The sequence below is a fragment of the Limnohabitans radicicola genome, from assembly GCF_014837235.1.
Classification (GTDB): Bacteria; Pseudomonadota; Gammaproteobacteria; order Burkholderiales; family Burkholderiaceae_C; genus Limnohabitans_A; species Limnohabitans_A radicicola.
The window spans coordinates 77,334-103,325 of record NZ_JACYFT010000002.1; the positions used below are offsets into that span (position 1 = coordinate 77,334).

The 25,992-nt window shown below is 62.0% G+C and carries 24 protein-coding genes; 6 read left to right on the top strand and 18 right to left on the bottom strand.

Annotated features, from left to right (window positions below; translation table 11 throughout):
• Positions 1-74: 74 nt before the first annotated feature.
• Complete coding sequence (locus IC609_RS08100; protein ID WP_191819008.1) at positions 75-2,366, top strand: cyanophycin metabolism-associated ABC transporter; 2,292 nt, start codon at positions 75-77, stop codon at positions 2,364-2,366.
• Positions 2,363-2,824, top strand: coding sequence for a cyanophycin metabolism-associated DUF1854 family protein (locus IC609_RS08105; protein ID WP_191819009.1), 462 nt, complete (start codon positions 2,363-2,365; stop codon positions 2,822-2,824). The genes IC609_RS08100 and IC609_RS08105 overlap by 4 nt, the downstream gene beginning before the upstream one ends.
• 4 nt (positions 2,825-2,828) lie before the next feature.
• Here IC609_RS08105 and IC609_RS08110 read toward each other — a convergent pair whose 3' ends face one another.
• The 15 genes from IC609_RS08110 to IC609_RS08180 all read right to left on the bottom strand — a co-directional run bounded on the left by IC609_RS08110 (position 2,829) and on the right by IC609_RS08180 (position 20,239).
• The gene (locus tag IC609_RS08110) at positions 2,829-4,475 is read right to left on the bottom strand and encodes a phosphoethanolamine transferase (protein ID WP_191819010.1); all 1,647 of its coding nucleotides are present in this window, start codon (positions 4,473-4,475) and stop codon (positions 2,829-2,831) included.
• A gap of 63 nt (positions 4,476-4,538) precedes the next feature.
• Positions 4,539-5,903 carry an MBL fold metallo-hydrolase RNA specificity domain-containing protein gene (locus IC609_RS08115; protein WP_191819011.1) on the bottom strand — a complete coding sequence of 455 codons (1,365 nt, stop codon included), beginning with the start codon at positions 5,901-5,903 and terminating at the stop codon, positions 4,539-4,541.
• A gap of 91 nt (positions 5,904-5,994) precedes the next feature.
• On the bottom strand, positions 5,995-7,134 hold the full coding sequence (gene dnaJ / locus IC609_RS08120; RefSeq protein ID WP_191819012.1) for a molecular chaperone DnaJ: 1,140 nt from the start codon (positions 7,132-7,134) through the stop codon (positions 5,995-5,997).
• Between the two features lie 101 nt (positions 7,135-7,235).
• A complete protein-coding gene (gene dnaK, locus IC609_RS08125; protein ID WP_191819013.1) occupies positions 7,236-9,155 on the bottom strand; it encodes a molecular chaperone DnaK in 1,920 nt (639 codons plus the stop codon).
• A 135-nt stretch (positions 9,156-9,290) separates the two neighbouring features.
• Positions 9,291-9,836: a nucleotide exchange factor GrpE gene (gene grpE / locus IC609_RS08130; protein WP_191819014.1), complete on the bottom strand. Its 546-nt coding sequence runs from the start codon at positions 9,834-9,836 to the stop codon at positions 9,291-9,293.
• A 138-nt stretch (positions 9,837-9,974) separates the two neighbouring features.
• Positions 9,975-10,325, bottom strand: a complete 351-nt coding sequence (locus IC609_RS08135; RefSeq protein ID WP_191819015.1) for an FKBP-type peptidyl-prolyl cis-trans isomerase — start codon at positions 10,323-10,325, stop codon at positions 9,975-9,977.
• Between the two features lie 53 nt (positions 10,326-10,378).
• A complete protein-coding gene (locus IC609_RS08140) occupies positions 10,379-11,548 on the bottom strand; it encodes a fumarylacetoacetate hydrolase family protein (protein ID WP_191819016.1) in 1,170 nt (389 codons plus the stop codon).
• A gap of 95 nt (positions 11,549-11,643) precedes the next feature.
• Positions 11,644-12,156: a MarR family winged helix-turn-helix transcriptional regulator gene (locus tag IC609_RS08145; RefSeq protein ID WP_191819017.1), complete on the bottom strand. Its 513-nt coding sequence runs from the start codon at positions 12,154-12,156 to the stop codon at positions 11,644-11,646.
• 17 nt (positions 12,157-12,173) lie between these two features.
• Positions 12,174-13,895: an acyl-CoA dehydrogenase family protein gene (locus IC609_RS08150; RefSeq protein WP_191819018.1), complete on the bottom strand. Its 1,722-nt coding sequence runs from the start codon at positions 13,893-13,895 to the stop codon at positions 12,174-12,176.
• A gap of 72 nt (positions 13,896-13,967) precedes the next feature.
• Positions 13,968-14,969, bottom strand: coding sequence for a Bug family tripartite tricarboxylate transporter substrate binding protein (locus IC609_RS08155; RefSeq protein WP_191819019.1), 1,002 nt, complete (start codon positions 14,967-14,969; stop codon positions 13,968-13,970).
• A 77-nt stretch (positions 14,970-15,046) separates the two neighbouring features.
• Positions 15,047-15,466: an acyl-CoA thioesterase gene (locus IC609_RS08160; protein ID WP_191819020.1), complete on the bottom strand. Its 420-nt coding sequence runs from the start codon at positions 15,464-15,466 to the stop codon at positions 15,047-15,049.
• A gap of 10 nt (positions 15,467-15,476) precedes the next feature.
• Positions 15,477-16,241, bottom strand: a complete 765-nt coding sequence (locus IC609_RS08165) for an SDR family NAD(P)-dependent oxidoreductase (RefSeq protein ID WP_191819021.1) — start codon at positions 16,239-16,241, stop codon at positions 15,477-15,479.
• A gap of 30 nt (positions 16,242-16,271) precedes the next feature.
• The gene (locus IC609_RS08170; protein WP_191819022.1) at positions 16,272-17,522 is read right to left on the bottom strand and encodes a thiolase family protein; all 1,251 of its coding nucleotides are present in this window, start codon (positions 17,520-17,522) and stop codon (positions 16,272-16,274) included.
• A 24-nt stretch (positions 17,523-17,546) separates the two neighbouring features.
• The gene (locus IC609_RS08175) at positions 17,547-19,400 is read right to left on the bottom strand and encodes a feruloyl-CoA synthase (protein ID WP_191819023.1); all 1,854 of its coding nucleotides are present in this window, start codon (positions 19,398-19,400) and stop codon (positions 17,547-17,549) included.
• A gap of 32 nt (positions 19,401-19,432) precedes the next feature.
• The gene (locus tag IC609_RS08180; RefSeq protein ID WP_191819024.1) at positions 19,433-20,239 is read right to left on the bottom strand and encodes a crotonase/enoyl-CoA hydratase family protein; all 807 of its coding nucleotides are present in this window, start codon (positions 20,237-20,239) and stop codon (positions 19,433-19,435) included.
• 196 nt (positions 20,240-20,435) lie between these two features.
• Here IC609_RS08180 and IC609_RS08185 point away from each other — a divergent pair, with 196 nt between their 5' ends.
• Positions 20,436-21,308, top strand: coding sequence for an amidohydrolase family protein (locus tag IC609_RS08185; protein ID WP_191819025.1), 873 nt, complete (start codon positions 20,436-20,438; stop codon positions 21,306-21,308).
• Here IC609_RS08185 and IC609_RS08190 read toward each other — a convergent pair.
• The 3 genes from IC609_RS08190 to IC609_RS08200 all read right to left on the bottom strand — a co-directional run bounded on the left by IC609_RS08190 (position 21,305) and on the right by IC609_RS08200 (position 22,824).
• Positions 21,305-21,646, bottom strand: a complete 342-nt coding sequence (locus IC609_RS08190; protein WP_191819026.1) for an ATPase with chaperone activity — start codon at positions 21,644-21,646, stop codon at positions 21,305-21,307. The genes IC609_RS08185 and IC609_RS08190 overlap by 4 nt on opposite strands.
• 6 nt (positions 21,647-21,652) lie before the next feature.
• Complete coding sequence (locus tag IC609_RS08195) at positions 21,653-21,991, bottom strand: zinc ribbon domain-containing protein YjdM (RefSeq protein WP_191819027.1); 339 nt, start codon at positions 21,989-21,991, stop codon at positions 21,653-21,655.
• A gap of 86 nt (positions 21,992-22,077) precedes the next feature.
• Positions 22,078-22,824 carry a FadR/GntR family transcriptional regulator gene (locus IC609_RS08200; RefSeq protein ID WP_191819028.1) on the bottom strand — a complete coding sequence of 249 codons (747 nt, stop codon included), beginning with the start codon at positions 22,822-22,824 and terminating at the stop codon, positions 22,078-22,080.
• An 84-nt stretch (positions 22,825-22,908) separates the two neighbouring features.
• Here IC609_RS08200 and IC609_RS08205 point away from each other — a divergent pair, with 84 nt between their 5' ends.
• Genes IC609_RS08205 through IC609_RS08215 form a run of 3 tightly spaced genes read left to right on the top strand, consistent with a single transcriptional unit; the run spans position 22,909 to position 25,992 of the window.
• Complete coding sequence (locus IC609_RS08205; RefSeq protein WP_191819029.1) at positions 22,909-23,712, top strand: NAD-dependent epimerase/dehydratase family protein; 804 nt, start codon at positions 22,909-22,911, stop codon at positions 23,710-23,712.
• Positions 23,713-23,769: 57 nt separating this feature from the next.
• A complete protein-coding gene (kdgD, locus tag IC609_RS08210) occupies positions 23,770-24,681 on the top strand; it encodes a 5-dehydro-4-deoxyglucarate dehydratase (protein WP_191819030.1) in 912 nt (303 codons plus the stop codon).
• Positions 24,682-24,702: 21 nt separating this feature from the next.
• On the top strand, positions 24,703-25,992 hold the full coding sequence (locus IC609_RS08215; RefSeq protein WP_191819031.1) for a glucarate dehydratase family protein: 1,290 nt from the start codon (positions 24,703-24,705) through the stop codon (positions 25,990-25,992).

Genomic DNA, 25,992 nt, shown 5'->3' on the forward strand with positions numbered 1-25,992 from the left:
ATAAACGGTGCCGTTTATCAATCGGAAGATTTCGTGGTGCCGGGAGATCCCGGTCCGCTTCAGGTTTGTATTACATGACTCCAAACACATCCTCTGCGTCACGTCCGGTCATCCCGGATGCTTGGCTAATGGAGGTCAAAGCATTGTTTCGACCTGATGAAAACGTCTCAGCCTTTCTTGAAGTTGACCTGAACAAGGCACTGAAGTTCGCAAAAACTGCCCTTATTTTGACCGATCAACGGCTCTTGACGCGCTTTGAAGATCAAAAAAATTGGCAAAGTTGGGACTTGAAGCCTCATTTAACGCTGAAATTGAGCGACCACGCCGGTGTGGGGACTCTGGAATTGACCGATGGTGCCCAGCGTTTGGGCGTTTGGCGCTTCACTTTGGGCTTGCAGGCCGCCGCAGCACGCATGGTCGGGCAGCTGGAATTGCACCTGGCCCAGGAGGCCGAGGGGGTTCCGCTTCAAAAACGCCTGTCCGGCTCGGTCTGTCCGGTGTGTCAGGCGGTGCTCAGCGAAGACGACGAGGAGTGCACCAGCTGCGGCCGAGAAGACCTGACCCCGCCGTCGACCTGGACGCTGCTCAAGTTGTGGCGTTTTGCCCGACCCTACCGCCAATCCCTGCTGTTGGGCTTTGTGCTCACCCTCGCGGCCACGGCCGCGACGCTGGTGCCGCCTTATCTGACGATGCCGCTGATGGACGAGGTCCTGATCCCCTACCAGAGTGGCAAGCCGATCGACCCGACCCAGGTGTCCTGGTACCTGCTCGGTCTATTGGGTTCGGCCATGCTGGCCTGGGGACTGGGCTGGGCCAAGACCTACATCCTGGCGCTGGTCTCCGAGCGCATTGGCGCCGATTTACGCACCACCACCTACCAGCATCTGCTGAACCTGTCGCTGGAATACTTTGGCGAGCGCCGCACGGGTGACCTGATCGCCCGCATTGGCAACGAGACCGACCGGATCAACGTGTTCTTGTCGCTGCACCTGCTTGACTTCGCGACCGATGTGTTGATGATCGCGATGACAGCCGTGATCCTGATTTCCATCAACCCCACATTGGCGGCTGTGACCTTGCTGCCGTTGCCCTTCATTGGCTGGCTGATCCATGTGGTCCGCGAGAAGTTGCGCACCGGCTTTGAAAAAATCGACCGTGTTTGGGCCGAGGTGACCAATGTGCTGGCCGACACCATTCCGGGCATCCGGGTGGTGAAGGCGTTTGCCCAGGAAGACCGCGAAGCCCAACGCTTCAAGGACGCCAACCGCCACAACCTGCAGGTCAATGACAGGCTCAACCGGGTCTGGTCGCTGTTCTCTCCCACGGTCACGCTCATGACCGAGGTGGGTTTGCTGGTGGTCTGGGGCTTTGGCATCTGGCTGGTGGCCCACGACAAGATCACCGTGGGTGTGATGACGGCGTTCCTGGCCTACATCGGTCGCTTTTACACGCGGCTGGACTCCATGAGCCGCATCGTCTCGCACACCCAGAAGGCTGCTTCGGGTGCGAAGCGCATTTTTGACATCCTGGACCAGGTCTCCAGCGTGCCTGAGCCGACACAGCCTGTGGCCTTGCCCGCCAAGGTGACAGGGCACATTGCCGTGCGTGATGCCGGGTTCCGCTATGGCAACCGGGCCGTGATCCGCCAGCTCAACCTCGACATCCAGCCCGGGCAGATGATTGGCCTGGTGGGCCACAGCGGCTCGGGCAAGAGCACGCTGGTCAACCTGATTTGCCGTTTTTATGACCTGAGCGAGGGCGCGATCACGCTCGACGGCGTGGACATCCGCCAGCTCAAAATCGCGGATTACCGCCGCCAGATCGGGCTGGTGCTGCAGGAACCCTTCCTGTTTTTTGGCACGATTGCGGACAACATCGCCTACGGCAAACCCGAGGCCACGCGTGAAGACATTGTGGCAGCAGCCCGTGCAGCACACGCCCATGAGTTCATTTTGCGCATGCCGCAGGGCTACGACTCGCTGGTGGGCGAGCGCGGACAAGGTTTGTCGGGCGGTGAGCGCCAACGCATCTCGATTGCCCGAGCATTGCTGATCAACCCGCGCATCCTGATCCTGGACGAGGCCACTTCGGCGGTCGACACAGAAACCGAAAAGGAAATCCAGCGCGCACTCGACAACCTGGTGCGCGGACGCACGACCATCGCCATTGCCCACCGTCTGTCGACCTTGCGCAAGGCCGATCGTCTGGTGGTGATGGACAAAGGTCTGGTGGTCGAAGAGGGCTCGCACGACGAGCTCATGCAAACCCAGGGGGCTTACTGGCGCCTTTATGAAGCCCAGCAACGGCAGGCCGAAGCCGAAGGTGCCGTGCTCGGTTCGGGTCAAGCGCAAGGAGTGACAGCATGAGCGGCGATTTGCAACGCGACGCGCTGGGCCGTTGGGTCTGGACCGATGCACAAGGTGTGCGACACGAGCAGGTGGTGGTGGTGAGGGCCTACCCCGTCACAGCGCCTGAGCTGGGTGCTGGGGTGATGGACATCGAAGGGCACGAGCTGGCCTGGTTTGACCGTCTGGACGAGGTGGAAGCTGAACTGCAGACACGCTTGCGTGAAGCCATGCAGGAGCGCGAATTTCTGCCCGAAATCCAGCAGCTCAAAAGCGTGAGCAGTCTGGTGACACCCAGCACCTGGACGGTGCAAACCGACCGGGGAACGACCCGTTTCATGCTCAAGGGCGAGGAAGACATCCGCCGCCTCACGGGCCGTGTGCTCCTGATCAACGACGCCGATGGCGTGCAATACCTGATCCGTGATCTGGCGGCCATGGACCGCCATTCACGCAAGCTGCTCGACCGTTTCCTTTGAACCCTCAAGGGGCGGGGCGGCAGCTGGCAAAGATGTCCAGCGCACTTTGGTAAACGCTGGTGTGCACACCCGTCAGCCCGAGCACCGAGTGAAAGTAGTTGTCGTGGCTCAAGGGGGCTTGCAGCTTTTGCTGCAGGCAACTGCGGCCGATCTGCCGCTGGCGTTCAAAACTGTCCGAAAACCAGTTGATCCAGGCCACGCGTTTTTGCACATCGGGTGCGACCGCATAAGGCAAGCCGTGCAGGTAGAGGTTGTTTTCACCCAGGGACTCACCGTGGTCTGACACATACATCAGGGCGCTGGGGCCTTTTTGCTGCTGGAGCCAGTGGATGGTTTCGGTCAGAAAATGGTCTGTGTACAGGATGGTGTTGTCATAAGCGTTGACCACCTGCTCGCGTGAGCATTGTTGCAAGGCGTTGCTGGTGCATTCGGGCTGGAACTTCTTGAAACTGGCGGGCACACGCTTGTGGTACGCGGGCCCGTGGCTGCCCATCTGGTGCATGACGATCACCACCCCCTTGGCTCGCCGCTCGGCTGGCAATTGGGCGATGCGTGCGTTCAAATCGTGCAGCATGACTGCGTCGTGGCACTCGCCGCCGTCGCAATGGGGGCTGACTTTCAGGTCACTGGTGTTGACGTGGGGCACGCGGTCGCAAACGCCTTTGCAACCCGACTGGTTGTCGATCCACAACACCGCCAGTCCGGCACGTTGCAGCACGTCCAGTACGCTTTCGTGGTTGGCGCTGCGTTTGTCGTAGCCCTCGCGGCCCAGGTGCGAGAACATGCAGGGCACCGATGCGGCGGTGCTGGTGCCGCACGACATCACGTTGCGCAGGCTGATGACGGACTCCTGCGCCAGGCGCGGGGTGGTGTTGCGCTCGTAGCCATTGATGCCAAAGTTGCCCATGCGGGCGGTTTCACCCAGCACCAGCACCACCGTGGCAGGCGCTTGGCTGTCAGCCAGGGTCAGGCGGGCATCTTCACCCAAGGGCAGGATCACTTTGTTCTCACGCTGCAAGGGTTGCGCCGCCACTTTGCCTATCGCGTAGAAACTGTTGAGGGGGTTGATCAGGTAGCGGACCTGTGTGTGGTTGCGCATGACCGAGGCGAAATCCTGGTAGATGGCCAGCAGGCTCAGCACCATGACCACGACCGATGCGATCAAGGCCAGCGTGTTGGCGACCAGGCTTTTGAGGGGGGCAATGGGTTTGACGGGAACCTGCCAGAGGGCCCAGGCGGGCAACACCCCGAGCAGGCCCATCACCACCAACATGCGCCAATTGAAGAGGTCGGCGGCTTCCTTGGGGTCGGTTTGGGCCACGTTCTGGATCATGGTCGGATCGATCACGATGCCGTAGCTCATCATGAAGTAAGCGCCGGACGCCGCACTCAGCAGGAACACGGTCAGCACGGGTTTGATCAGCCATCGCACATTGAGCAGGCTCAGCAGGGCGTGGGTCAGCCCAGCGATCGTGGTCGCCATGCCCAGACCAAACAGCAGGCCTCTGAGGCCGCTGACCTCCGGCAGTTGCTGCAGCTGTCGCCACAGTGGGATGTTGGCCAGGGTGACCAGCCACAGCGTGGTCAAGGTGGTGAGCCAAAGCGGATGAACGCCCGAAGGGGCATGGGTGCGCAGAAATTTCTGGATCATGGCAAGGTGTGCAAAGCAGACCCCGATTGTCCCTCACTCAGTGCACCGCTTCATGTCCCTGGCTCACAGGGGCCAAACCGACCCCATCTCCGGCACCACGGCGCGCCACTTGATCTCGTGCTCGATCCGCTGGCGCAGCATGTCCGACGCCTCGCGCTCCCCGTGCACCACATAGATCTGTCCAGGAGCGCTGGGCATTTTGTGCAGCCAGCTCAGCAGCTGGTTGCCGTCTGCGTGGGCAGAAGCCGATTCGATCTGCACCACCTCGGCTCGCACCGCCACGTCTTGCCCATGGATGCGCACCGTGTTGCGGCCACTGGCCAGTGTGGCGCCGCGTGTGCCCGGAGCCTGGTAGCCGGTCAGGATGACCATGTTGCGGTGGTCGCCCACATAGTTGGCCAGATGGTGCAGCACCCGCCCGCCCGTGGCCATGCCGCTGGCGGCCAGGATCACCATGGGGCCGTGGCGTGCAGCCAGCGACTTGGACTGTTCTGGCGTTTCGAGCATGGTGGCCACCCGGTCCATGGCGTGGACCTCGGCCAGGCTCAGCCGGTGCTCGCCCATGTGCCGTTCAAACAAGGCCGTGGTGTGGATCGCCATCGGGCTGTCCAGAAAGATGGGCAGGCTCTTGGGCAATTCGCCCGCGGCCTTGAGCTGCGCAATGGTGTGCAGCACGGCTTGAGCGCGGCCCACGGCAAACACCGGCACCACCGCCACGCCGCCGCGCTTGGCCAGTTTTTGCAGCAGAGGGCCCAGTTCGGCAAACAGTTTCTCCTGCGGGTGCTGGCGGTCGCCGTAGGTGGACTCGATCAGCACCGTGTCGGCCTGGGGCGGCGGCTCGGGCGGGTTCATCAAGGTGTCGTCCGGGCGGCCCAGATCGCCCGAAAACAGTATGCGGCGCCCAGCCACTTCGAGCAGCAGACTGGATGCACCCAAAATGTGGCCCGCAGGCTGCAGACGGGCCTTCCAGCCTCGGATGGGTTCGAACCATTGGCCTTGCTTTTCGGCGCGCAGTTGTTTGAGGCTGTCCAAGGCGTCCTGCTTGGTGTACAGCGGCAGGGCGGGTGAGTGTTTGGAGAAACCGTGCCGGTTGGCAAAGAAGGCGTCTTCTTCCTGGATGTGCCCGCTGTCGGGCAGCAGGATGCGGCACAGGTCACAGGTGCCTGTGGTGCCGTGGATGTCGCCTGTGTAGCCGTCCTTCACCAGCAGCGGCAGGTAGCCACTGTGGTCCAGGTGGGCGTGCGTCAGGATGACCGCATCGATCTCTTTGGCGGGCACCGGCAAGGGGTTCCAGTTGCGCAGCCGCAATTGCTTGTAGCCCTGGAACAAGCCGCAGTCGACCAGCAGGCGCTGCCCGTTGTGCTCGATCAGGTATTTGGAGCCGGTGACGGTGTCGGCTCCGCCGAGGAAGGTGATGGTGGCGCTCATGCCCCCATGTTAGGTCGCCTTGCCGAGGCGTTCTTGATCCGCATCAAGATAAAAGGCCCGCATTGGCGGGCCTTTTCATGACTGTGTGCGTTCAAGCGCCAAAGAAGCCTTTGAGCTTGTCGGTCCAGCTGCCTTCGCTGGGCTGGTGCTTGGCGCCACCCTTTTTCAGGGACTCGTCAAACTCTTTCAGCAGTTTTTTCTGGTGCTCGGTGAGCTTGACGGGCGTCTCGACCGTGATGTGGCAATACAGATCGCCGGGGTAGCTGCCGCGCACGCCCTTGATGCCTTTGCCGCGCAAACGGAACTGCTTGCCGGTTTGGGTGCCTTCGGGGATGTCGATGGCCGCCTTGCCGCCCAGCGTGGGCACTTCGATCTCGCCGCCCAGTGCTGCTTTGGTGAAGCTGATGGGCACCGCGCAGTGCAGGTCGTCGCCATCGCGCTCGAAGATGTCGTGCTTTTTGAGGCGGATTTCGATGTACAGGTCGCCTGCGGGGCCGCCATTGGTGCCGGGCTCACCGTTGCCTGCGCTGCGGATGCGCATGCCGTCGTCGATGCCGGCCGGGATTTTGACTTCCAGCGTCTTTTGCTTTTTGAGCTTGCCTTGGCCGTGGCAGGTGCCGCAAGGGTCGGGGATGATCTTGCCCGTGCCGCGGCAGTGCGGACAGGTTTGCTGCACGCTGAAAAAGCCCTGGCGCATCTGCACCTGGCCCTGACCGTGGCAGGTCGAACAGGTCTTGGCGCTGGTGCCAGGTTTGGCGCCGGAGCCGCTGCAGGTGTCGCACTCTTCCCAGCTGGGGATGCGCAGTTGGGCATCCTTGCCGTTGGCAGCCTCTTCGAGTGTGACCTCCATGGCGTAACTCAGGTCGTTGCCCCGGAAGACCTGGCGGCCACTGCGGCCACCACGACCGCCGCCCCCGAAGATGTCGCCAAAGATGTCGCCAAAAGCCTCACCAAAACCACCAAAGCCTTCAGCGCCACCAGGGCCGCCGCGCATGTTGGGGTCGACCCCGGCGTGGCCGTACTGGTCGTAGGCCGCGCGCTTGTCCGAGTCGGACAGCATTTCGTAGGCCTCTTTGACTTCCTTGAATTTGGCTTCGGCATCCTTGGCGGCATCCCCCTGGTTGCGGTCAGGGTGGAACTTCATCGCCAGCTTGCGATAAGCCTTTTTGATGTCATCGTCCGAGGCGTTTTTGGCAACGCCCAGCACTTCGTAAAAATCTCGTTTGGCCATGTGGGAATCAAACCGTTAGAACAAGAACGCCGCGAAGGCGATTCAGGGGGCTGAATCGGCTTGCGCGGCGGGATGGCAGCCGAAGCTGCAGGACAGGGGCATCAGCCCTTTTTGACTTCCTTGACTTCAGCGTCCACGACGTTGTCGTCCTGGGGCTTGGCTTGCTCAGCGCCTGCGCCTGCGGCGGCTTGTTGGGCCTGCATTTCGGCATAGACCTTCTCGCCCAGTTTCTGGCTGGCCGTCATCAGGGCCTCGGTCTTGGCTTCGATGGCGTCTTTGTCTTCGCCCGTCAGTACTTCTTCGAGCTCCTTGATGGCTTTCTCGATGGCTTCTTTTTCAGCCGCTTCGATTTTGTCGCCATGCTCGGTCAAGCTCTTCTTGACGCTGTGCACCGATGCTTCACCCGAGTTGCGGGCTTGCACCAGTTCCAGCTTCTTCTTGTCTTCGGCAGCGTTCAGCTCGGCGTCTTTCACCATTTGCTGGATTTCTTCTTCAGACAGACCGGAGTTGGCCTTGATGGTGATCTTGTTTTCCTTGCCGGTGCCTTTGTCTTTGGCGCCCACGTGCAAGATGCCGTTGGCGTCGATGTCAAACGACACTTCGATCTGAGGTGTGCCACGGGCTGCGGGCGGGATGCCTTCGAGGTTGAACTCGCCCAGCAGCTTGTTGCCGCTGGCGATGTCGCGTTCACCCTGGAACACCTTGATGGTCACGGCGGGCTGGTTGTCCTCGGCGGTCGAGAAGGTCTGGGCGAACTTGGTCGGGATGGTGGTGTTCTTGGTGATCATCTTGGTCATGACACCGCCCATGGTCTCGATGCCCAGGCTCAAAGGGGTCACGTCCAGCAGCAGCACGTCCTTGCGGTCACCCGAGAGCACCTGACCCTGGATGGCAGCACCCACGGCCACGGCTTCGTCGGGGTTGACGTCCTTGCGGGGCTCCTTGCCGAAGAATTCCTTGACCTTGTCTTGCACCTTGGGCATGCGGGTCTGGCCGCCGACCAGGATCACGTCGTCGATGTCACCCACGCTGATGCCGGCGTCCTTGATGGCGATGCGGCAGGGGGCGATGGAGCGCTCGATCAGGTCTTCCACCAGCGACTCGAACTTGGCGCGGGTGAGCTTGACGTTCAGGTGCTTGGGGCCGGTGGCATCGGCCGTGATATAGGGCAGGTTGACGTCGGTGGCCGAAGACGAGGACAGCTCGATCTTGGCTTTTTCGGCGGCTTCCTTCAGGCGCTGCAGGGCCAGCACGTCCTGCTTGAGGTTGACGCCGGACTCTTTCTTGAACTCTTCGATGATGTAGTCGATGATGCGCTGGTCGAAGTCTTCACCACCCAGGAAGGTGTCACCGTTGGTGGACAGCACTTCGAACTGCTTCTCGCCGTCCACGTCGGCGATTTCGATGATGGACACGTCGAACGTGCCGCCACCCAGGTCGTACACGGCGATCTTGCGGTCACCCTTTTCGTTCTTGTCCAGACCGAAAGCCAGAGCGGCCGCAGTGGGTTCGTTGATGATGCGCTTGACGTCGAGTCCGGCGATGCGGCCCGCGTCCTTGGTGGCCTGGCGTTGTGCGTCGTTGAAGTAGGCCGGCACCGTGATGACGGCCTCGGTCACGTCTTCGCCGAGGTAGTCTTCGGCGGTTTTCTTCATCTTGCGCAGGATTTCGGCGCTGATCTGGGGCGGGGCCATCTTGTTGCCTCGCACCTCGACCCAGGCGTCACCGTTGTCGGCCTTGGCGATGGTGTAGGGCATCAGGTCGATGTCTTTCTGGACTTCCTTCTCGGTGAACTTGCGACCGATCAGGCGCTTGACCGCGTACAGTGTGTTCTTGGGGTTGGTGACGGCCTGGCGCTTGGCCGAGGCGCCGACGAGGATCTCGCCGTCTTCCTGGTAGGCAATGATCGAAGGCGTGGTGCGCGCGCCTTCGGCGTTCTCGATCACCTTGGTGGTGTTGCCTTCCATGATGGCCACGCACGAGTTGGTGGTACCCAAGTCAATACCGATGATTCTTCCCATGTTTTTCTCCAAAATTCAGTGAAAGTGCAGATGGTCTGCAAGTGGGGCGGGGTGGCAACTTTTCAAGTCCCCCCACGCCAAAAAAGGTTTTTGCGGTTTTGAGGCCGCGTTCAGAGGCCGTGTTCCAAGGCCGCTTTATTTGGGGGCGGTGACCGTCACCAGGGCCGGGCGCAACACGCGCTCGGCGATCAGGTAGCCCTTTTGCAGCACGGTGACCACGGTGTTGGCCTCCTGCTCGGCCGGTACCACGCTGATGGCTTGGTGGTGGTGTGGGTCGAACTTGGTGCCCGCAGCCGGGGCGATCTCGACCACCTTGTTGCGCTCCAGCGCGCTTTTGAGCTGGCGCAGGGTGGCTTCAGAACCTTCGCGGATTTGTTCCAGCGTGGCGTTGGGGATGGCCAGACCGGCTTCCAGGCTGTCAAGCACGGGCAAGAGGCTGTCGGCAAAGCCTTCCACAGCAAACTTGCGGGCTTTGCTGATTTCTTCGTCCGCACGGCGGCGGGCGTTTTGCACATCGGCCTGGGCACGCAGGTACTGGTCGGCCAGATCGGCGTTTTGGGCCTTCAGGTTGGCCAGTTCGGCCTGGGCGTCGGCCAGCGGGTCAACGGGGGCTGCAGCAGTGGCCGCCAGCTCTTCGTCGTTCAGAGGTTTGTTTTCGGGGTTGGGGGTGGCTTCTGACATGAACAATGTCCGCAAAAAAGTAATACTTATTCCAAATAAGGCTGAAATGCCTTGTTTCAAGAGGGCATCTGAAAAAGGCAGAAAAACGCCCGCAAAAATGCGGGCGGTAGGTGAGCAAAAGCCTGAGCAGATCGGGAATCAGTTCAATGCCAGCAGTTCAACATCGAACTTGAGGGTGGCATTGGGCGGAATCACGCCACCTGCGCCACGGGCACCGTAACCCAGCTCGGCAGGGATGATCAGCGTGCGCTGACCGCCCACTTTCATACCTGCCACGCCTTCGTCCCAGCCTTTGATGACCATGCCCGCGCCCAGTGGGAACACGAAGGGATCGCGGCGGTCGCGGCTGGAATCGAACTTGGCGCCTTGCTGGCCGTCTTTGTAGAGCCAGCCGGTGTAGTGCACAGTGACGTCCTGGCCTTGGGTGGCTTCTGCGCCTTCGCCAACCACGGTGTCTTCATATTGCAGGCCGGAGGGGGTGGTGTTCATGGTGTTCTTTCAGGAAAAAAAGAGGCCACAACAGGCCTCGTTCAAGCCCGAAATTATGCCAGCAGACCCCGGCGCGCCAGATCCTGCATCAAGGCCCGCACACCATAGGTCCATGGCGCGGCTTGGTCTGAGGTGGTGACCTGGTTGACCAAAGCACCGAGCAGCGGGGTGGAAACGCAGACCTGGTCACCCACCACGTGGGTGAAGCCCTGGCCCGGGCCGTGGCGGTCCTGGGTCGGCGCGAACATGGTGCCCAGGAACAGCATCATGCCGTCCGGGTACTGGTGGCAGGGGCCCATCGCCTGGCTGACCAGATCGAGCGGGTCGCGGCTGATCTGGCCGAGTGAGCTGCTCCCTTGCATGACAAAGCCTTCGGGTCCCTGTACGGTCAAGGTCAGCTCGCAGCGGCGCACATCGTCGATGCCGAAGTGCGCGTCAAACAGCCGGATGAAGGGGCCGATGGCGCAACTGGCGTTGTTGTCCTTGGCTTTGCCCAGCAGCAAGGCGCTGCGGCCCTCAAAATCGCGCAGGTTGACATCGTTGCCCAAGGTGGCGCCCACCACGGTGCCACGCGAGTTGACCGCCAGCACGACTTCAGGCTCGGGGTTGTTCCATGCGCTGCCGGGGTGGATGCCCACCGGGCTGCCGCTGCCCACGGCGCTCATGGCTTGGGCTTTGGTGAAGATTTCTGCGTCCGGGCCAATGCCCACTTCGAGGTATTGCGACCACATGCCTTGGGCCAGCAACACCTCTTTGAGCTTGGCCGATTCGGGCGAGCCGGGTTTGACGCTGCGCAGGTTGTCGCCGATCACGGCCACCACCGCTTGGCGCACGGCTTCGGCACGGCTGGCGTCGCCACGGGCTTGTTCTTCGATGACGCGCTCGAGCATGCTGGCCACAAAAGTCACGCCTGCGGCCTTGATGGCTTGCAGGTCACAAGGGGCCATGAACCAGGGCGCTTGGGGGTCGCGCTCAGCGGCATCGCTGTTGGCCAGCACAGCGGCCGTGCTGGCGACTGGAGCGGCACGGCCTTCGGTCAGACACTGGCGCACCTGGGCCGCCACATCGGGCAGGTCGAGCAAATCGCTGCAGGTGGCGGCCAGCGTGCTGAGGTCATGCACCGCCGCCTCGGTCACGGCCACCAGGGTGGGGCCTGCACCGGGCATCCATACACGAGCGATCAGCAAAGCCTGGGCACTGTCAACGGGCAAAGAGGTGTTCATTGGGGGGGCATGCGTTGGTGAGGAGGCACCATCCTGCCAGAGCCGGCTGCACCAGGCTGTCGCTCAGACGCCATCATGGGCGGCGTGGCAGCACCTCAGAGGTAGATTTTTTGCAGCAATTCCAGCAGTGTCTTGCGCTGGGCGGCGGTCAGTCGGGCCGAGCGGGCCTCTTCCAGGTCGGTGGCCGCCTGCTCGGCCTTTTGCATCAGCGCGGCGCCTTCGGGTGTGGGGTGCAATCCGACCGCCCGGCCATCGGTAGGGTGAGGCAGTCGGTGGATCAGGCCACGTGTTTCGAGTGACTGGATCAGCCCCACCAGATTGGGTGGCAGCAGGTTCAACGCGGCGCACAGCTGGCGCGAGGTCACGCCGGGGTTGTGTTGAATGACCGACATCACCGAAAAGTCCACCGGCCGCAGACCAAATTCGGCCATGCGCTCCAGAAAGCCTTCGATGATGGTCAGGGCCGCGCGACGGGCGTTGTAGCCCAGCAGGGTTTGCAGGTAAGAGGTGTCGACCTGTTCCACGGCGCTGACCACAGGCAGGCTTGGGGCACTTGACGAGGCGCGGCGGCTTGGGCGTTGGGTACGGGACGGGTTGGCGTTGGCCATGGTGCGTCCTGGACGGATCAGGTCGCCACACCCGTGCATTGCTGCACGATGATGAAGCTTCGCATCTGGAATTCGGGCATCACCCATTGGCGCAAGGCTTGGGCTGGCGCTTGCCAGCGCGTCTGCGCGTGGGGTGTGTCGGCATCGACGCCCGCCTCGATGCGCAACCAGGCCCAGTCCATCAGCACCAGGGCCACGGCGCGCAGGTAGTCGTCGGCCACACGGAAGGCCAGGGCTGCGTCTTGCGGCGCGGCTTTGACGATCTGCTCGGTCACGGCGCGCAGGGTCTGGATGCGTGCTTGCGCTGGGGTACTGGCTTTGGCGGCTGGGGGCAGGTCGGCCGCCAGGGTGTCGAGCAGGGCGTTCATGCTTTGGCCGCCATCGCCCAAAACCTTGCGCACCAAGAGGTCAATCGCCTGAATCTCGTTGGTGCCTTCGTAAATCATGGCCACGCGGGCGTCGCGCACGATTTGCTCGATGCCCCATTCGCGCACGTAGCCATGGCCGCCAAACACCTGCAGGCAGTCGCTGCCGCCATGGAAGGCCTGGTGGGTGAAGACCGATTTCATGACCGGCGTGACCAACGCGCACCAGCGCTGGGCGGCGACCTGCGTGGCGGTGTCGGGGCTGTGCTTGATCAGGTCGAGTTCCAGCGCGGTGCGGTAGGCCAGTACACGACCGGCATCGACCCAGGCACGCTGCGTGTCCAGAATGCGGCGCATGGCGGGGTGCTCGGCAATGAAGTCGGCTTCTGCCGCTGACTTGCCCTTGCCCGGCGCACGCATCTGGCGGCGCTCTTGTGCATAGGCATCGGCTTTTTGCCAAGCCGCATCCAAGAGGCCAATGCCTTGCAGGGCCACGTGCAGGCGTGCGGCGTTCATCATCACGAACATCGCGTTCAGGCCTTTGCCGGGCTCGCCCACGATCGAGCACACCGCTTCGTCAAAACGCATCACGCAAGTGGGGCTGCCGTGCAGGCCCATTTTTTCTTCGATGCGGTCGCAATGCACGCGGCTGCGGCTGCCGTCCGGGTAGAACTTGGGCACCAGGAACAGCGACAGGCCTTTGGGGCCGGGCGGCGCGTCGGGCAGGCGGGCAAGCACCAGGTGCACGATGTTGTCGGTGAGGTCGTGTTCGCCCCCCGAGATGAATATCTTGGTGCCGCTGACCGCGTACTTCCCATCGGGCAGGGGCACGGCCTTGGTGCGGGCCAGGCCCAGGTCGGAGCCCGCATGCGGCTCGGTCAGGCACATGGTGGCCAGCCATTCGCCGGTAGCGACTTTCTCCAAATACTGTGATTTCAGCTCGTCGCTGGCGTGGTGCTTGATGCATTCGTAGGCACCATGCAGCAGGCCGGGTGCCATGGTCCAGCCGTGGTTGGCGGCCGACAGCATTTCGTACAGCATGGCTTCGAGCACGCTGGGCAGGCCTTGGCCGCCGTCTTCGGCGCTGGCGGCCAGCGCGGGCCAGCCTGATTGCCAAAAGGATTGGTAGGCGTCCTTGAAGCCCGGTGGCATGGTGACCGCGCCGTCTTTCCATTGCGCGCCGATTTCATCGCCATCGCGGTTGAGCGGGGCAATCACCTCGCCCACGAACTTGCCTGCTTCATCGAGCACTTGCTGCATCAAGTCCGGGTCCACCTCGGCAAAGGCGGGCAGGGCTTGCAGCTTGGCGGGCGCGTTCAGGACGCGGGACAACACAAACTGCATGTCGTCGGTGCGGGGTTGGTAGGCGGTCATGGCTTAGGTGAGTCAATCAAGAACGCCGGAGCACCACAAGGGTGCTCCGGAGGGGAACGTCAGACCCGCAGATCAGGAGTCCACAGTGAAACCAATGCGCTTGATCAGCGGACCCCAACGTTCGAGTTCCACTTGGGAACTCTTGAGCTGGTCGGCGGGTGTGCCGCCGTAGGGGATCAAACCGACCACCGTCAGGGCGTCTTGCACGCCTTTGTCTTTCAGTGCTGCGTTGATGGCCGCATTCACGGCTTGGATCACGTTGGCCGGTGTTTTGGCAGGAGCGTAAAAACCAAACCACTCTTCCACCGTCAACTCAGGAAAGCCCTGCTCTGCGAATGTGGGGACATCGGGCACAAAGGGCGAACGGGTTTTGCCCGAGGTGGCGATGATGCGCATCTTGCCGGCTTTGTGGTTGGCGATGAAGTCGCCGTGTGGGGTGAACATGCAGGCGATCTGGCCGCCGACCACATCGGTCACGCCGGGCACGGATCCACGATAAGGCACATGCTTGAACTCGAAGTTCTGGTTCAGACCCAGCAAAGCGCCAATGAAGTGCGGTGTGGAGCCTGCAGCAGGTGAGCCGTAGCTGGCCTGTGCAGGATTGGCTTTGGCCCAGGCCACAAAGTCTTTCACGTTTTTGACGCTGGCAGGCACCATGGGGCCCACAGCAAAACCGTGGTGGATCATGGAGGCTGTCCCCACGGGGGTGAAGTCTTCAAACGGCTTGTATTGCAGGTTCTTGAAGATGTGGGGGTAGAGCGAAATGGGAGAAAACGGGGTCATTGCCAGCACGGAACCGTCTGCGGGCGCGCTTTTGAGCAAGTTCAAGGCAATCTGACCGCCAGCCCCCGGGCGGCTGTCGATGATGCCGGCGTTTTTGCTGTAGGGCGTACCGCCAAATTTTTCAGCGACACGGCGGGCGCAGATGTCGCCAGCGCTGCCGGGCGGGAAGCCATAGAGCACCTTCACTTGCTCAATGGGCAGACCGCTTTGGGCCCAGGCTTGCTGGAATGCGGTGCTGCCCAGCACTGCAGCGCTGACGGCGGATTGAATGAATTCACGACGGTTGGTCATGCTTGTCTCCTCGATGGGTTAGTTGGAAAACGCAGGTTAGGGAAAAATGGAAAGGCTGAACACCACCCATGCCCGGATCATGAGCACAGGGCCTTGATGTCCTCAGGCACTGGAATGGCTTTGATGCGGTCCGGGTCGTCGGGGTGCTTGATGCAGAAAGCGCGCACTTCGGTGCCTTCGCACAACACAGTGTCGCCGCGCATGACCACGTGCTTGTGCACGATGACCTTCTCGCGCCACTCTTGCACACTGGTGTGGATCTGCAGGGTTTCACCATAGGTAGCGGGGCGGATGAACTTGGTGTTGATCTCCAGCAGCGGTGTGCCGATGATGCCGCGCGTCTTGACCAGTTCGCGCCAGGGCGGTACTCCACACTGGACGAAGAAATTCAAAGACGAAGCGTCCATCCACTTGGAGAAGTTGGGGAAGAAGACGATGCCTGCGGGGTCGCAGTCACCGAACATCACTTGCACTTCGTAAACAACGGTTTTGCTCATGGGGGCTCTCTTAACGGGGGGCCATGCGCAGTGCGCCATCCAGGCGGATGACTTCGCCGTTCAGGTGGTCGTTGCTCACGATATGGCAGGCCAGTTCGGCAAATTCTCTGGGTTTGCCCAGGCGGGCAGGGAAGGGGATGCTGGCGGCCAGCGATTGCTGCACGGGCTCGGGCAGTCCCTTGAGCAAAGGTGTAGCGAAGAGGCCAGGGGCGATGGTGCACACGCGGATGCCGTGTTGGGCCAAATCGCGCGCCATGGGCAGGGTCATGCCCGCTACGCCCGCTTTGGAGGCGCTGTAGGCCTGCTGACCCACTTGACCATCAAAGGCTGCGACCGAGGCGGTGAAGACCATGACGCCACGGGCGTTGTCGTCCATGGGGCCCAGCTTGGCACAGGCGGCTGCAAACAGGCGGGCTGCGTTGTAAGTGCCGATCAGGTTGACGTTGATGACCTTGGCGAAGTCTTCGAGCGGTGCCGCGTTGCCGTCTTTGCCGACCACACGTTTGGCGGTGCCGATGCCAGCGATTTGCATCAGGATGCGGGCGGGGCCGTGTGCAGCTGCGGCGGTCTCGATGGCTTTGGCCATGCTGTCCGGGTCCGACACGTTGCAATGCACCGCCAGGCCGCCAATGTCTTTGGCCACGCGTTCGGCGTTGTCCATGTTGAGGTCGAGCACCGCGACCTTGGCGCCCAGGCGGGCGAGTTCGCGGGCGGTGGCTTCACCGAGGCCGGAGCCGCCGCCGGTGACCAATGCGGCTTGTCCTTGGATGTTCATGGTGTGTCTTTCAAATGAGGGTTGAGTGGTTCAGACAGCTTCGGGGTTTTCGATCAGCAGCGCAATGCCCTGACCTCCGCCCACGCAGGCGCTGGAGATGCCGTAGCGCAAGCCGCTGCGCTTGAGTTCGCGTGCCAGCGTGATGGTCAGCCGCACGCCGGTGGCGGCCAGCGGGTGGCCCAGGGCAATCGCGCCGCCGTTGACATTGAGCTTGGACAAGTCCAGGCCCAGCTCACGGCCCACGGCCAGGGTTTGTGCGCCTTGGGCTTCGTTGATTTCAAAGCGCCCAATGTCGGACAGCTTCAGGCCCGTGCGTTCCAGCAGCAGGCGGATCGCCGGGGCTGGGCCAATGCCCATGATCTCGGGTGGCACGCCCACTGCCGCGGCGGCGACCACGCGGGCCAGCGGCTTTTTGTTGTTCGCTTTGGCATAGGCACCCGATGTGACCACGCAGGCCGCTGCCGCATCCACCAGGGCCGAGCTGTTGCCACCGGTCTGCACGCCGCCTTCGTAGACGGACTTGAGCTTGGCCAGCACTTCGGGTGGCGAGATGCGGGGGTGGGTGTCGGTGCTGACCTCGGTCACTTTGCCTTGCAGCTTGATGCCACGGGCCTTGTAACCTTCGAGTTCAAACTTTTCGGTGACCACGGCCACGATCTCGCCCGCATGGAACCCAGCTGCTTGCGCGGCCACGGCCTTGGCGAACGAATCGGAGGCGAACTGGTCCACGTCTTCACGGGTGATGTTGTATTTTTTGGCCAGGTTCTCGGCGGTCTGGATCATGTTGATACCAGCCGCCGGGTCTTTCAGCGCTTCCCACATGTAGTCCTTGAAACCCACGGGTGCGCCCAGTTTGAAGCCGGTGCGGTGGTCAAAGGCGGCAATCGGGTTGCGCGTCATGCTTTCGGTACCGACCACCAGCGCCGCGTCGCACACGCCCGCTTCGATCTGCTCACCGGCCTGGCGGAACAGTTCAAAGCCTGTGCCGCAAATGCGCTGGGTCATGATGGCGGGCACTTCTTGCGGCACACCGGCATACAAGCCAATGTGACGGGGCAGGAAGAACTGGTCAAAGTCGCCAGGGGCCATGTTGCCGGTGATGACCGAGCCGATCTCGGTGGCGGCAATACCTGCGCGCTTCAAAGCTTCGCGGGCGGCCTTGATGCCCAGATCGGTGGGCGAGATGTGACCCAATGCGCCACAGTAATCGACCATGGGCGTGCGCACGCCCTCGTGCATCCACACATCAGCAAACGCGTTGAAAAATCCTTTGGAGGCCATGTTTTTCTTCTTTCTGGACTGGTTTCAAGCCTGGGGCTTGACGATGTAGTGCAGCGTATCGGCGTGCAGCGCCGCCACGGTGTCAGCGCGGTGGGTGAGCACCGAGCGCTGGTTGATCGAGCCTTTGTCGGTGATTTCACCCTTGTCGATGGTGGGTGGCTCACTCAGCAGGCACAGGCGCGCAATGCGGTTGGCACTGCCGGTGCTGGTTTGGGCCAGCGCGTTGACGATCTCCTGGAACTTGGCCAGCACCGGGGCCGAGGCCAGCACGTCCGACATGGGAGCATCGGCACCCAAGCCGCTGAGCGCCCGGACAGCGGGTGTCGGGAAAATCATGGCGCCGACTTCCTTCATGTTGAGGCCGGTGAGCACCGCATCCTGGATGTAAGGAGCCCCGGCGGCGATGATCTTGCCGCGCAGCGGGCCCACGCTCACAAAGGTGCCGGTGGCCAGCTTGAAGTCTTCAGCGATGCGGCCGTCGAACTTCAGACCCAGGTGCACATCGGTCTCGTCGATCCACTTGACTGCATCGCCGGTTTTGAAGAAACCTTCTTCGTCAAAAGCGCCAGCGGTTTCTTCGGCATTGCGCCAGTAGCCGGGCGTGATGTTGGGGCCACGGTAACGCACTTCGGTTTTGCCTTGCATGTCCACCAGCTTGAGTTCCAGGCCCGGCGTGGGTACACCCAGATCGCCAGCATGCACAAAGGGGTTGGTCACGAAGATGCCGAACGGACCGGACTCGGTCATGCCCAGGCCCGTGCCCATGACGATGCGTTCGCCGATTTCACGCTCTTGCGATTCGTACAGGCTGTCCCAGATCGGCTGCGCCAACGCGGCACCTGCATAGAAGAACATCTGCACGCGCGAGAGCAGCGTCTTGCGCAAGGCATCGTCGGTTTTCATCGCGTTGGCAATGGCTTCAAAGCCTGTGGGCACATTGAAGTACACCGTGGGTGCGATCTCGCGCAGGTTGCGGAGGGTCTCGTGCATCAGGGCAGGCGTGGGCTTGCCGTCGTCGATGTACAGGGTGCCGCCGTGGAAGACGACCATGCCGAAGTTGTGGTTGCCGCCAAAGGTGTGGTTCCAGGGCAGCCAGTCGACCAGCACCAGCTCCTTTTCGGCCAGCACGGGCATGGACTGCGCCATTTGTTGCTGGTTGGCGCACCACATGCGGTTGGTATTGATGACGGCCTTGGGCAGTTTGGTCGAGCCGCTGGTGAACAGGAACTTGACGATGGTGTCGGAACCCGTGGCGGCCATGGCCGCATCCACCGCAGGCGTGGCGGCTGTCGCGCACAGGCTCTCAAAGGTGGTCACTTGGCGACCTTCCACGCTGCCCTCGACCATCACGACTTCCATGTCGCCGCTGACCGTGGCGGCAATGGCTTTGGCATAACGCGTGTCAGAGGCGAACACCATGCCAGGAGTCACGGTCTTGAGCACATGCTTGAGTTTGTCGTAGTCGACACTCACCAGCGAGTAGGGCGGCGAGGTCGGCACAAAGGGCACGCCAGCGACCATGGCGCCCAGAGCCAGCAGCGCATGCTCCAGGCTGTTTTCGCTCAGGATCACCACAGGGCGCTCGGCGTTCAGGCCACGGTCGATCAGGCCTTGTGCGATGCTGCGGGCCGCGGCCCAGGCCTCGGCATAAGTGATGTGTTTCCAGTCGCCCAGCGAACCGTCGGCCTGCTTGACGCGGCGTGCCATGAAGCTGTGCTCGGGCTTGACGCTGGCCCAGTGCTTCAGCCGGTCTGTCAGGCGCTCCGGATAGGCTTGCAGTTCCTGGTCGGCTTGGAGGTAGTGTGTGCCAGGCACGCCATCGCGCAGGCTGACACGGGTCACGCCGAACTTCAATGGACGGAATTGGGGTGCACTCATGGTGGGTCTCCGGTGTTCTGGGGTGCGCGGGCTCAGGCCTTTTGCACTTTGGCGGCCTTGCCTTCGAGGAAAGCGCGCACACGGGCTTTGGCCTCAGGTGCAGCCTGCGCAATCGACGAAATCAATGCTTCGGTGAAGAAGCCGTGGTCGGCGGGCTGCTCGGCGATGCGCGGCAGGGCGTGCATCAGGGCAAAGTTGGTCAAGGGCGCGTTGGTGGCGATGCGGGTGGCCAGCTCGATGGCCTTGGTCAAGGCCGTGCCGGTGGGCACGAGGTACTGGGCAAAGCCCACACGTTCACCGTCTTGCGCGTTGTACACACGGCCTGTGAGCATCATGTCGGTCATGCGGGCTGCGCCAATCAGCTTGGGCACACGCACCGAGCCGCCGCCGCCCACGAAGATGCCGCGTGTGCCTTCGGGCAGGGCGTAGAAGGTGCTTTCATCGGCCACACGGATGTGGCTGGCGCTGGCCAGCTCCAGACCGCCACCGACCACCGCGCCGTGCAAAGCAGCCACCACCGGTACGCGGCCTTGTTCGACAGCATTCAAGGCCACGTGCCAGCTGCGTGAATGGTGAATGCCTTCGCCAGCATCCCGTTCCTTGAGTTCGGACAGATCGAGACCGGCACAGAAGTGGTCGCCTTCGCCATGGATGACGGCGGCGCCTGCTTCGGCAGGCAAATTCTGGAAGACATCGCGCAGGGCTTCGATGAGGCCATCGCTCAGCGCGTTGCGCTTGGCTGGGCGGCACAGACGCACCACAGCGACAGCGCCTTGCATCTCCAGAGAAACGCCATTGGCAGCGGCACGGTCAAGGATGGGATTGCTTTGCTTGGTCATCGGTGGGTCTCTCAAATGACTTGACCAGATGGCCAAGAAGGTTATTATTGATAACGATATTGTGAGCAGATCAATGGACTTTGTTTCTTGGGAGTTTCCCTAGGTTGCAAAGGAAAAACGGGATCTGGGCGCGCAAGCATCGACCTGAGCGGCCGACATCGGCTATCGTCCACTGGACGCACGGAGACACCGAACCATGAAACACCAAGACCTGATCGCCATCGACATCCACACCCATGCCGAAGTGAGTTGCTGGAACCCGTTTGACAACTATGGCGAGGAATACGACCGCGCCGCGGACAAGTTCTTTAGCAGCAACCGTCGCCCGACGATCGAGGAAACCGTGGCCTATTACCGCGAGAAAAAGATTGGCCTGGTGATGTTCACTGTGGACAGCGAATCGCAGCTGGGCCGCCGGCGCATTCCCAACGAAGAGATCGCCAAGGCCGCACGCGACAACAGCGACATGATGATCGCCTTTGCCAGCATCGATCCGCACAAGGGCAAGATGGGCGCACGCGAAGCCGAGCGCCTGATCAAGGAAGAGGGCATCAAGGGCTTCAAGTTCCACCCCACGGTGCAGGGCTACCACCCTTACGACAAGATGGCCTGGCCGATTTACGAGGTCATCAACGAATACAAGCTGCCTGCGATCTTCCACACCGGCCACAGCGGCATTGGCTCGGGCATGCGCTGCGGCGGAGGCCTGCGCCTGGCCTACAGCAACCCGATGCACCTCGACGATGTGGCCATCGACTGGCCCGACATGCAAATCGTCATGGCCCACCCGAGCTTTCCCTGGCAAGACGAGGCTTTGAGTGTGGCCACGCACAAGCCCAATGTGTGGATTGACCTGTCGGGCTGGAGCCCCAAGTACTTTCCCAAGCAGCTGATCCAGTACGCCAACACCTTGCTCAAGGACCGCATCTTGTTTGGCAGCGACTACCCGCTCATCACCCCCGAGCGCTGGATGAAAGACTTTGAAGTCGCTGGTTTCCGCCCCGAGGTGATGCCTGGCATCTTGAAAGACAACGCGGTGCGTTTGTTGGGGCTGGACAAGGCTGTTTAAGCCACCGGGTCCTGCGTCGCAGGGTTTTGCAGCAGCTGGTCTATGGGCCAGTTCAGCAGTTCGCCCAGGCGGCACACCACCCAGCGAGCTTCCATGGGCGACACCACCGCAGGCTCGGCCAACAGGCCCAGCTCGCATTGCGCCAGCACCAGCTCCTCGGTGATGCCCAACGTGAACTGCATGTTGGCCGCTTTTTCGGTCAGCAGGTTGGCCAGATCCTCGCACAGCTCATAGCGCTCGGCCATCTCGCGCTGGCCGATGCTGGGCTTGATTTTGCCGGGCGGCACGTACAGCGTCGTGAAGCTCTCGGGCAGGTAGATCTGGTTGTCGTCGCTCATGCCGGGTCAGGCTTTTTTGACGAATTCGGTTTTCAGCTGCATGGGCCCGAAACCCTCGATCTTGCAGTCGATGTCGTGGTCGCCTTCGATCAGCCGGATGTTTTTGACCTTGGTGCCGACTTTGACGACCGACGACGAGCCCTTGATCTTCAAATCTTTGACCAGGGTGACGGTGTCGCCGTCCTGCAGCACATTGCCGTTGGCGTCTTTCCAGACCTTGGTCACATCAGCAACAGCGGCTTCGGCGGGGTTCCATTCGTGGCCGCAGCTGGGGCAGATCAGCAGGTTACCGTCTTCGTAGGTGAATTCGGACTGGCATTGGGGGCAGGGGGGGAGGATGCTCATGGCGATTTGGACTTTCAGAGAAACCCGAGGATTGTCCACCCAGGACTTGTTCTCGAATTCCACTGGACATCGTACAACTCAAGTTGTCAGACGGCCTCATCCCGGGCTTTGCGCAGGCGGTCCCGGCTGTTGGACAAGTGGGTGCGCATCGCTGCCCGGGCCGATTCCGGGTCGTGGTTGCGGATGGCGTTGCAGATGCTCTCGTGCTCGCCGTGCACCCGCTCCAGATAGGCCTGGCGACCTTCGGGGGCTTGGTCGGCTGTCTTGATGCGGGTGCGCGGAATGATGTGTGTGCCCAGGTAGGTCATCAGATCGGCAAAGTGCCGGTTGCCGGTGGCCTTGGCGACTTCCATGTGGAATTGGAAGTCGCTGGGCACAGCGTCTGAATGGCTGTGGATGGCGGTGGCAAAGTCACGAAGTGCCGCGGCCATCGCGTTCAGTTGCTCAGGCGTGGCACGCTGCGCGGCCAGGCCTGCAGCCTCAGTTTCCAGGCTGATGCGCAGTTCCAGAACGGCGATCACATCGTCGATGGTGGCCATGTCCTGTTCGGCAATACGGAAATTGTGTGTCGTGGGGGCTTCCAGGGCAAACGTGCCAATGCCGTGCCGCGTTTCGACCTGACCAGAAGCCTGCAAACGGGAAATCGCTTCGCGTACAACGGTGCGGCTGACCCCCAGATCGGACATCACGGCCGACTCGGTGGGCAGCTTGTCGCCTGGCTTGATGTGGCCAGACTGGATCAGTTGCTGCAGGTACACCACCACTTCCTGAACCAGGCCGCCACGGCGGTTGCGGCTGGTGCCGGCTGGGGGGCTACTGGGGGGCTGAATCATTTTTGGTCCAGGTTCTTGACAACGATGCTTCAAGCATACAGAATTATAGGTCATCAGACAACTAACAACTGTTGGATTCAGAAAATGAATGTTGCATCGCACCACACCCTGCTCATGACGGGCGCAGCTGGCGGTCTGGGGCAAGCCATGCGCCAACGCCTGAAGGCCAACTGCAGCGTGCTGCGCGTGAGCGATGTGAGCCCGATGGCACCCGCGCAGGCCGATGAGGAAGTCGTGCAAGCCGATCTGGCCGATGCTGCAGCGGTGAATGCGCTCGTGGCCGGTTGCCAGGCCATCGTGCATTTTGGCGGTGTGTCCACCGAGCAGCCCTGGGCGCCGATCCTGCAGTCGAACATCATGGGGGCCTACAACCTGTATGAGGCCGCGCGGATCCATGGCGTCAAGCGTGTGGTGTTTGCCAGCTCCAACCACGTGATGGGTTTTTACCGTCAGGGCGAAGTGGTGGATGCCCTGAGCCCACCGCGGCCCGATGGTCTGTATGGCCTGTCCAAGGCGTTTGGTGAAGACCTGGCGCGTCTGTACTTTGACCGCTACGGCATCGAGACCGCCTGTGTGCGCATCGGCTCGTCATTCCCAGAGCCCAAAGACCGCCGCATGCTGGCCACCTGGATGAGTTACGACGACCTGCATCGCCTGATCACCGCTTGCCTGACCACGCCGGTGCTGGGGCACAGCATCATCTACGGCACATCCGACAACAGCGTGTCCTGGTACGACAACCGGTTGGCCCGCCACATTGGGTACCGTCCGCAGGACAGCTCGGACGTTTTTCGCGATGCGGTCTACGCACGAACCCCCGAGCCTGACCTGAACGATCCTGCTGTCCAGTTCCAGGGGGGCGGCTTTGTGAAGATCGGCCCGCTGTGAACCGGCATTGAACCTTTTTCCCCTGACATCCTCACGCTTCTCACAAGGACCCACGAAATGAACCCCCAAGAACTCAAAGCGATCATGTCCCATGGCCTGTTGTCGTTCCCCTTGACCGACTTCGATGCCAATGGTGACTTCAACAAGAAGGGCTACATTGAACGGCTCGAATGGCTGGCGCCTTACGGTGCCACTGCCCTGTTTGCCGCAGGTGGAACGGGTGAGTTTTTCTCTTTGACCGGTGACGAATACCCCGAGATCATCCAGACCGCTGTGGACACCTGCCGCGGCAAGGTGCCGATCATTGCGGGTGCTGGCGGCCCCACGCGCTTTGCCATCCAGTGTGCCCAGGCCGCCGAACGCGCCGGTGCCCATGGCATTTTGCTGCTGCCGCATTACCTGACCGAAGCCGGTCAGGAAGGCCTGATCGCCCATGTCGAAGCCGTCTGCAAAAGCGTGAGGTTTGGCGTCATCGTCTACAACCGCAACGTCTGCAAGCTCACTCCCGAATCGCTGGCCATTCTGGCTGATCGTTGTCCCAATCTGATCGGCTTCAAGGACGGTATCGGCGACATCGAACTGATGAGCTCGATCTACATGAAGATGGGCGACCGCTTCGCGTATCTGGGTGGCCTGCCCACCGCCGAGGTGTACGCGGCCGCCTACAAGGCGCTGGGCACTCCGGTGTATTCGTCGGCCGTGTTCAACTTCATCCCGAAAACCGCGATGGATTTCTACCACGCCGTCGCCAATGACGACATGGCCACGCAGCACCGCCTGCTCAAGCGATTCTTCATGCCCTATCTGGCCATCCGTAACAAGGGTCAGGGCTATGCGGTCAGCATCGTCAAGGCCGGTGCCAAGCTGGTCGGCCACGATGCCGGTCCGGTGCGCGCACCGCTGACCGACCTCAAGCCAGCCGAGATGGAAGCGCTGGATGCCTTGATCAAGGCGCTGGGTCCGCAATAAATCGTCCTGAAGCGGCTCCGCATGACAGCTCACGCCATCCGCCAAATCCGCGTTACGCCCATCGCGTTCCGTGATCCGCCACTGCTCAACGCGGCGGGCATCCACGAGCCCTGGGCGCTGCGTTCGATCATCGAGGTCGAAACCGCTTGCGGACGGGTGGGCATCAACGAGACCTATGGCGACCAGTCCATGCTCGACGTGCTGGCCAGAGTCGCACCCGCTTTGCAGGGATTGTCGCCGTGGGATCTGAACGCGATGGAAATGCGGGTGCAGGCGCTGGTGCAACCCTCGGGGCGCTCGTCCGAGTTTCTGGGCGAGCTGATCTCGCTGGCCCCGGGCACGCATGTGTCCAAGAACGTGGCCAAGGTCGTGAGCGCCTTTGAGGTCGCCATGCTCGACTTGCAAGGCCAACTGGCCAACGCACCGGTGGTGGACCTGCTGGGTGGTGCAGCACGCGACACCGTGCCTTTCAGTGCTTACCTGTTCTTCAAGTACGCCGAGCACATCGACAAGCCTTATGCCGCCGACCCCTATGGTGAAGGTATTTCTCCTGAGCAGATGGTGGCGCAGGCGCGTCGCATGATCGACCAATACGGCTTCAAAAGTATCAAGCTCAAGGCCGGTGCTCTGCCGCCCGAGCAGGAAGTGGCCGCCATGCTGGCGCTGGCCAAGGCCTTTCCGGGCACGCCGCTGCGCATCGACCCCAACGCCAACTGGACCGTGGCCACCAGCTTGAAGGCGGTGGAGCAGCTTCGCGGCGTGCTGGAGTATTACGAAGACCCGGCACCGGGACTGGACGGCATGGCCGAGGTGGCGCGTCAATGTGATGTGCCCCTGGCCACCAACATGGTGGTGACCGACTACAAAGAGTTTGCTGACAATGTGCGCTTGGGTTGCCCCGTCCGCATCGTACTCAGTGACCACCATTACTGGGGAGGCCTGCGCGCCACGCAGCAGCTCTCGCGCCTGTGCCAGACCTTTGACATGGGCTTGTCCATGCACTCCAACTCGCATCTGGGCATCAGTCTGACGGCGATGACGCACCTGGCCGCTTCGGTGCCGCACCTGTCCTACGCCTGCGACACGCATTACCCCTGGCAAGACGAAGAGGTGGTGCAGGGCGGTCGCCTGAAGTTTGAAGACGGCAGCCTGCGCGTGCCCCGTGGTCCGGGCCTGGGGGTGACGATGGACCGCGAGGCACTGGCCCGCCTGCACGACAACTACCTGCACTGCGGCATCCGCAACCGCGATGACCTGGGCCAGATGCGCAAGTACGACCCGACGTTTACCGGTAAGCAACCCCGTTTCTGA

Excerpts from the sequence above, each read along its gene's own strand:
- IC609_RS08100 (WP_191819008.1), top strand. The coding sequence starts at position 75 with ATGACTCCAAACACATCCTCTGCGTCACGTCCGGTCATCCCGGATGCT.
- IC609_RS08105 (WP_191819009.1), top strand. The coding sequence starts at position 2,363 with ATGAGCGGCGATTTGCAACGCGACGCGCTGGGCCGTTGGGTCTGGACC.
- IC609_RS08110 (WP_191819010.1), bottom strand. The coding sequence starts at position 4,475 with ATGATCCAGAAATTTCTGCGCACCCATGCCCCTTCGGGCGTTCATCCG.
- IC609_RS08115 (WP_191819011.1), bottom strand. The coding sequence starts at position 5,903 with ATGAGCGCCACCATCACCTTCCTCGGCGGAGCCGACACCGTCACCGGC.
- dnaJ (WP_191819012.1), bottom strand. The coding sequence starts at position 7,134 with ATGGCCAAACGAGATTTTTACGAAGTGCTGGGCGTTGCCAAAAACGCC.
- dnaK (WP_191819013.1), bottom strand. The coding sequence starts at position 9,155 with ATGGGAAGAATCATCGGTATTGACTTGGGTACCACCAACTCGTGCGTG.
- grpE (WP_191819014.1), bottom strand. The coding sequence starts at position 9,836 with ATGTCAGAAGCCACCCCCAACCCCGAAAACAAACCTCTGAACGACGAA.
- IC609_RS08135 (WP_191819015.1), bottom strand. The coding sequence starts at position 10,325 with ATGAACACCACCCCCTCCGGCCTGCAATATGAAGACACCGTGGTTGGC.
- IC609_RS08140 (WP_191819016.1), bottom strand. The coding sequence starts at position 11,548 with ATGAACACCTCTTTGCCCGTTGACAGTGCCCAGGCTTTGCTGATCGCT.
- IC609_RS08145 (WP_191819017.1), bottom strand. The coding sequence starts at position 12,156 with ATGGCCAACGCCAACCCGTCCCGTACCCAACGCCCAAGCCGCCGCGCC.
- IC609_RS08150 (WP_191819018.1), bottom strand. The coding sequence starts at position 13,895 with ATGACCGCCTACCAACCCCGCACCGACGACATGCAGTTTGTGTTGTCC.
- IC609_RS08155 (WP_191819019.1), bottom strand. The coding sequence starts at position 14,969 with ATGACCAACCGTCGTGAATTCATTCAATCCGCCGTCAGCGCTGCAGTG.
- IC609_RS08160 (WP_191819020.1), bottom strand. The coding sequence starts at position 15,466 with ATGAGCAAAACCGTTGTTTACGAAGTGCAAGTGATGTTCGGTGACTGC.
- IC609_RS08165 (WP_191819021.1), bottom strand. The coding sequence starts at position 16,241 with ATGAACATCCAAGGACAAGCCGCATTGGTCACCGGCGGCGGCTCCGGC.
- IC609_RS08170 (WP_191819022.1), bottom strand. The coding sequence starts at position 17,522 with ATGGCCTCCAAAGGATTTTTCAACGCGTTTGCTGATGTGTGGATGCAC.
- IC609_RS08175 (WP_191819023.1), bottom strand. The coding sequence starts at position 19,400 with ATGAGTGCACCCCAATTCCGTCCATTGAAGTTCGGCGTGACCCGTGTC.
- IC609_RS08180 (WP_191819024.1), bottom strand. The coding sequence starts at position 20,239 with ATGACCAAGCAAAGCAATCCCATCCTTGACCGTGCCGCTGCCAATGGC.
- IC609_RS08185 (WP_191819025.1), top strand. The coding sequence starts at position 20,436 with ATGAAACACCAAGACCTGATCGCCATCGACATCCACACCCATGCCGAA.
- IC609_RS08190 (WP_191819026.1), bottom strand. The coding sequence starts at position 21,646 with ATGAGCGACGACAACCAGATCTACCTGCCCGAGAGCTTCACGACGCTG.
- IC609_RS08195 (WP_191819027.1), bottom strand. The coding sequence starts at position 21,991 with ATGAGCATCCTCCCCCCCTGCCCCCAATGCCAGTCCGAATTCACCTAC.
- IC609_RS08200 (WP_191819028.1), bottom strand. The coding sequence starts at position 22,824 with ATGATTCAGCCCCCCAGTAGCCCCCCAGCCGGCACCAGCCGCAACCGC.
- IC609_RS08205 (WP_191819029.1), top strand. The coding sequence starts at position 22,909 with ATGAATGTTGCATCGCACCACACCCTGCTCATGACGGGCGCAGCTGGC.
- kdgD (WP_191819030.1), top strand. The coding sequence starts at position 23,770 with ATGAACCCCCAAGAACTCAAAGCGATCATGTCCCATGGCCTGTTGTCG.
- IC609_RS08215 (WP_191819031.1), top strand. The coding sequence starts at position 24,703 with ATGACAGCTCACGCCATCCGCCAAATCCGCGTTACGCCCATCGCGTTC.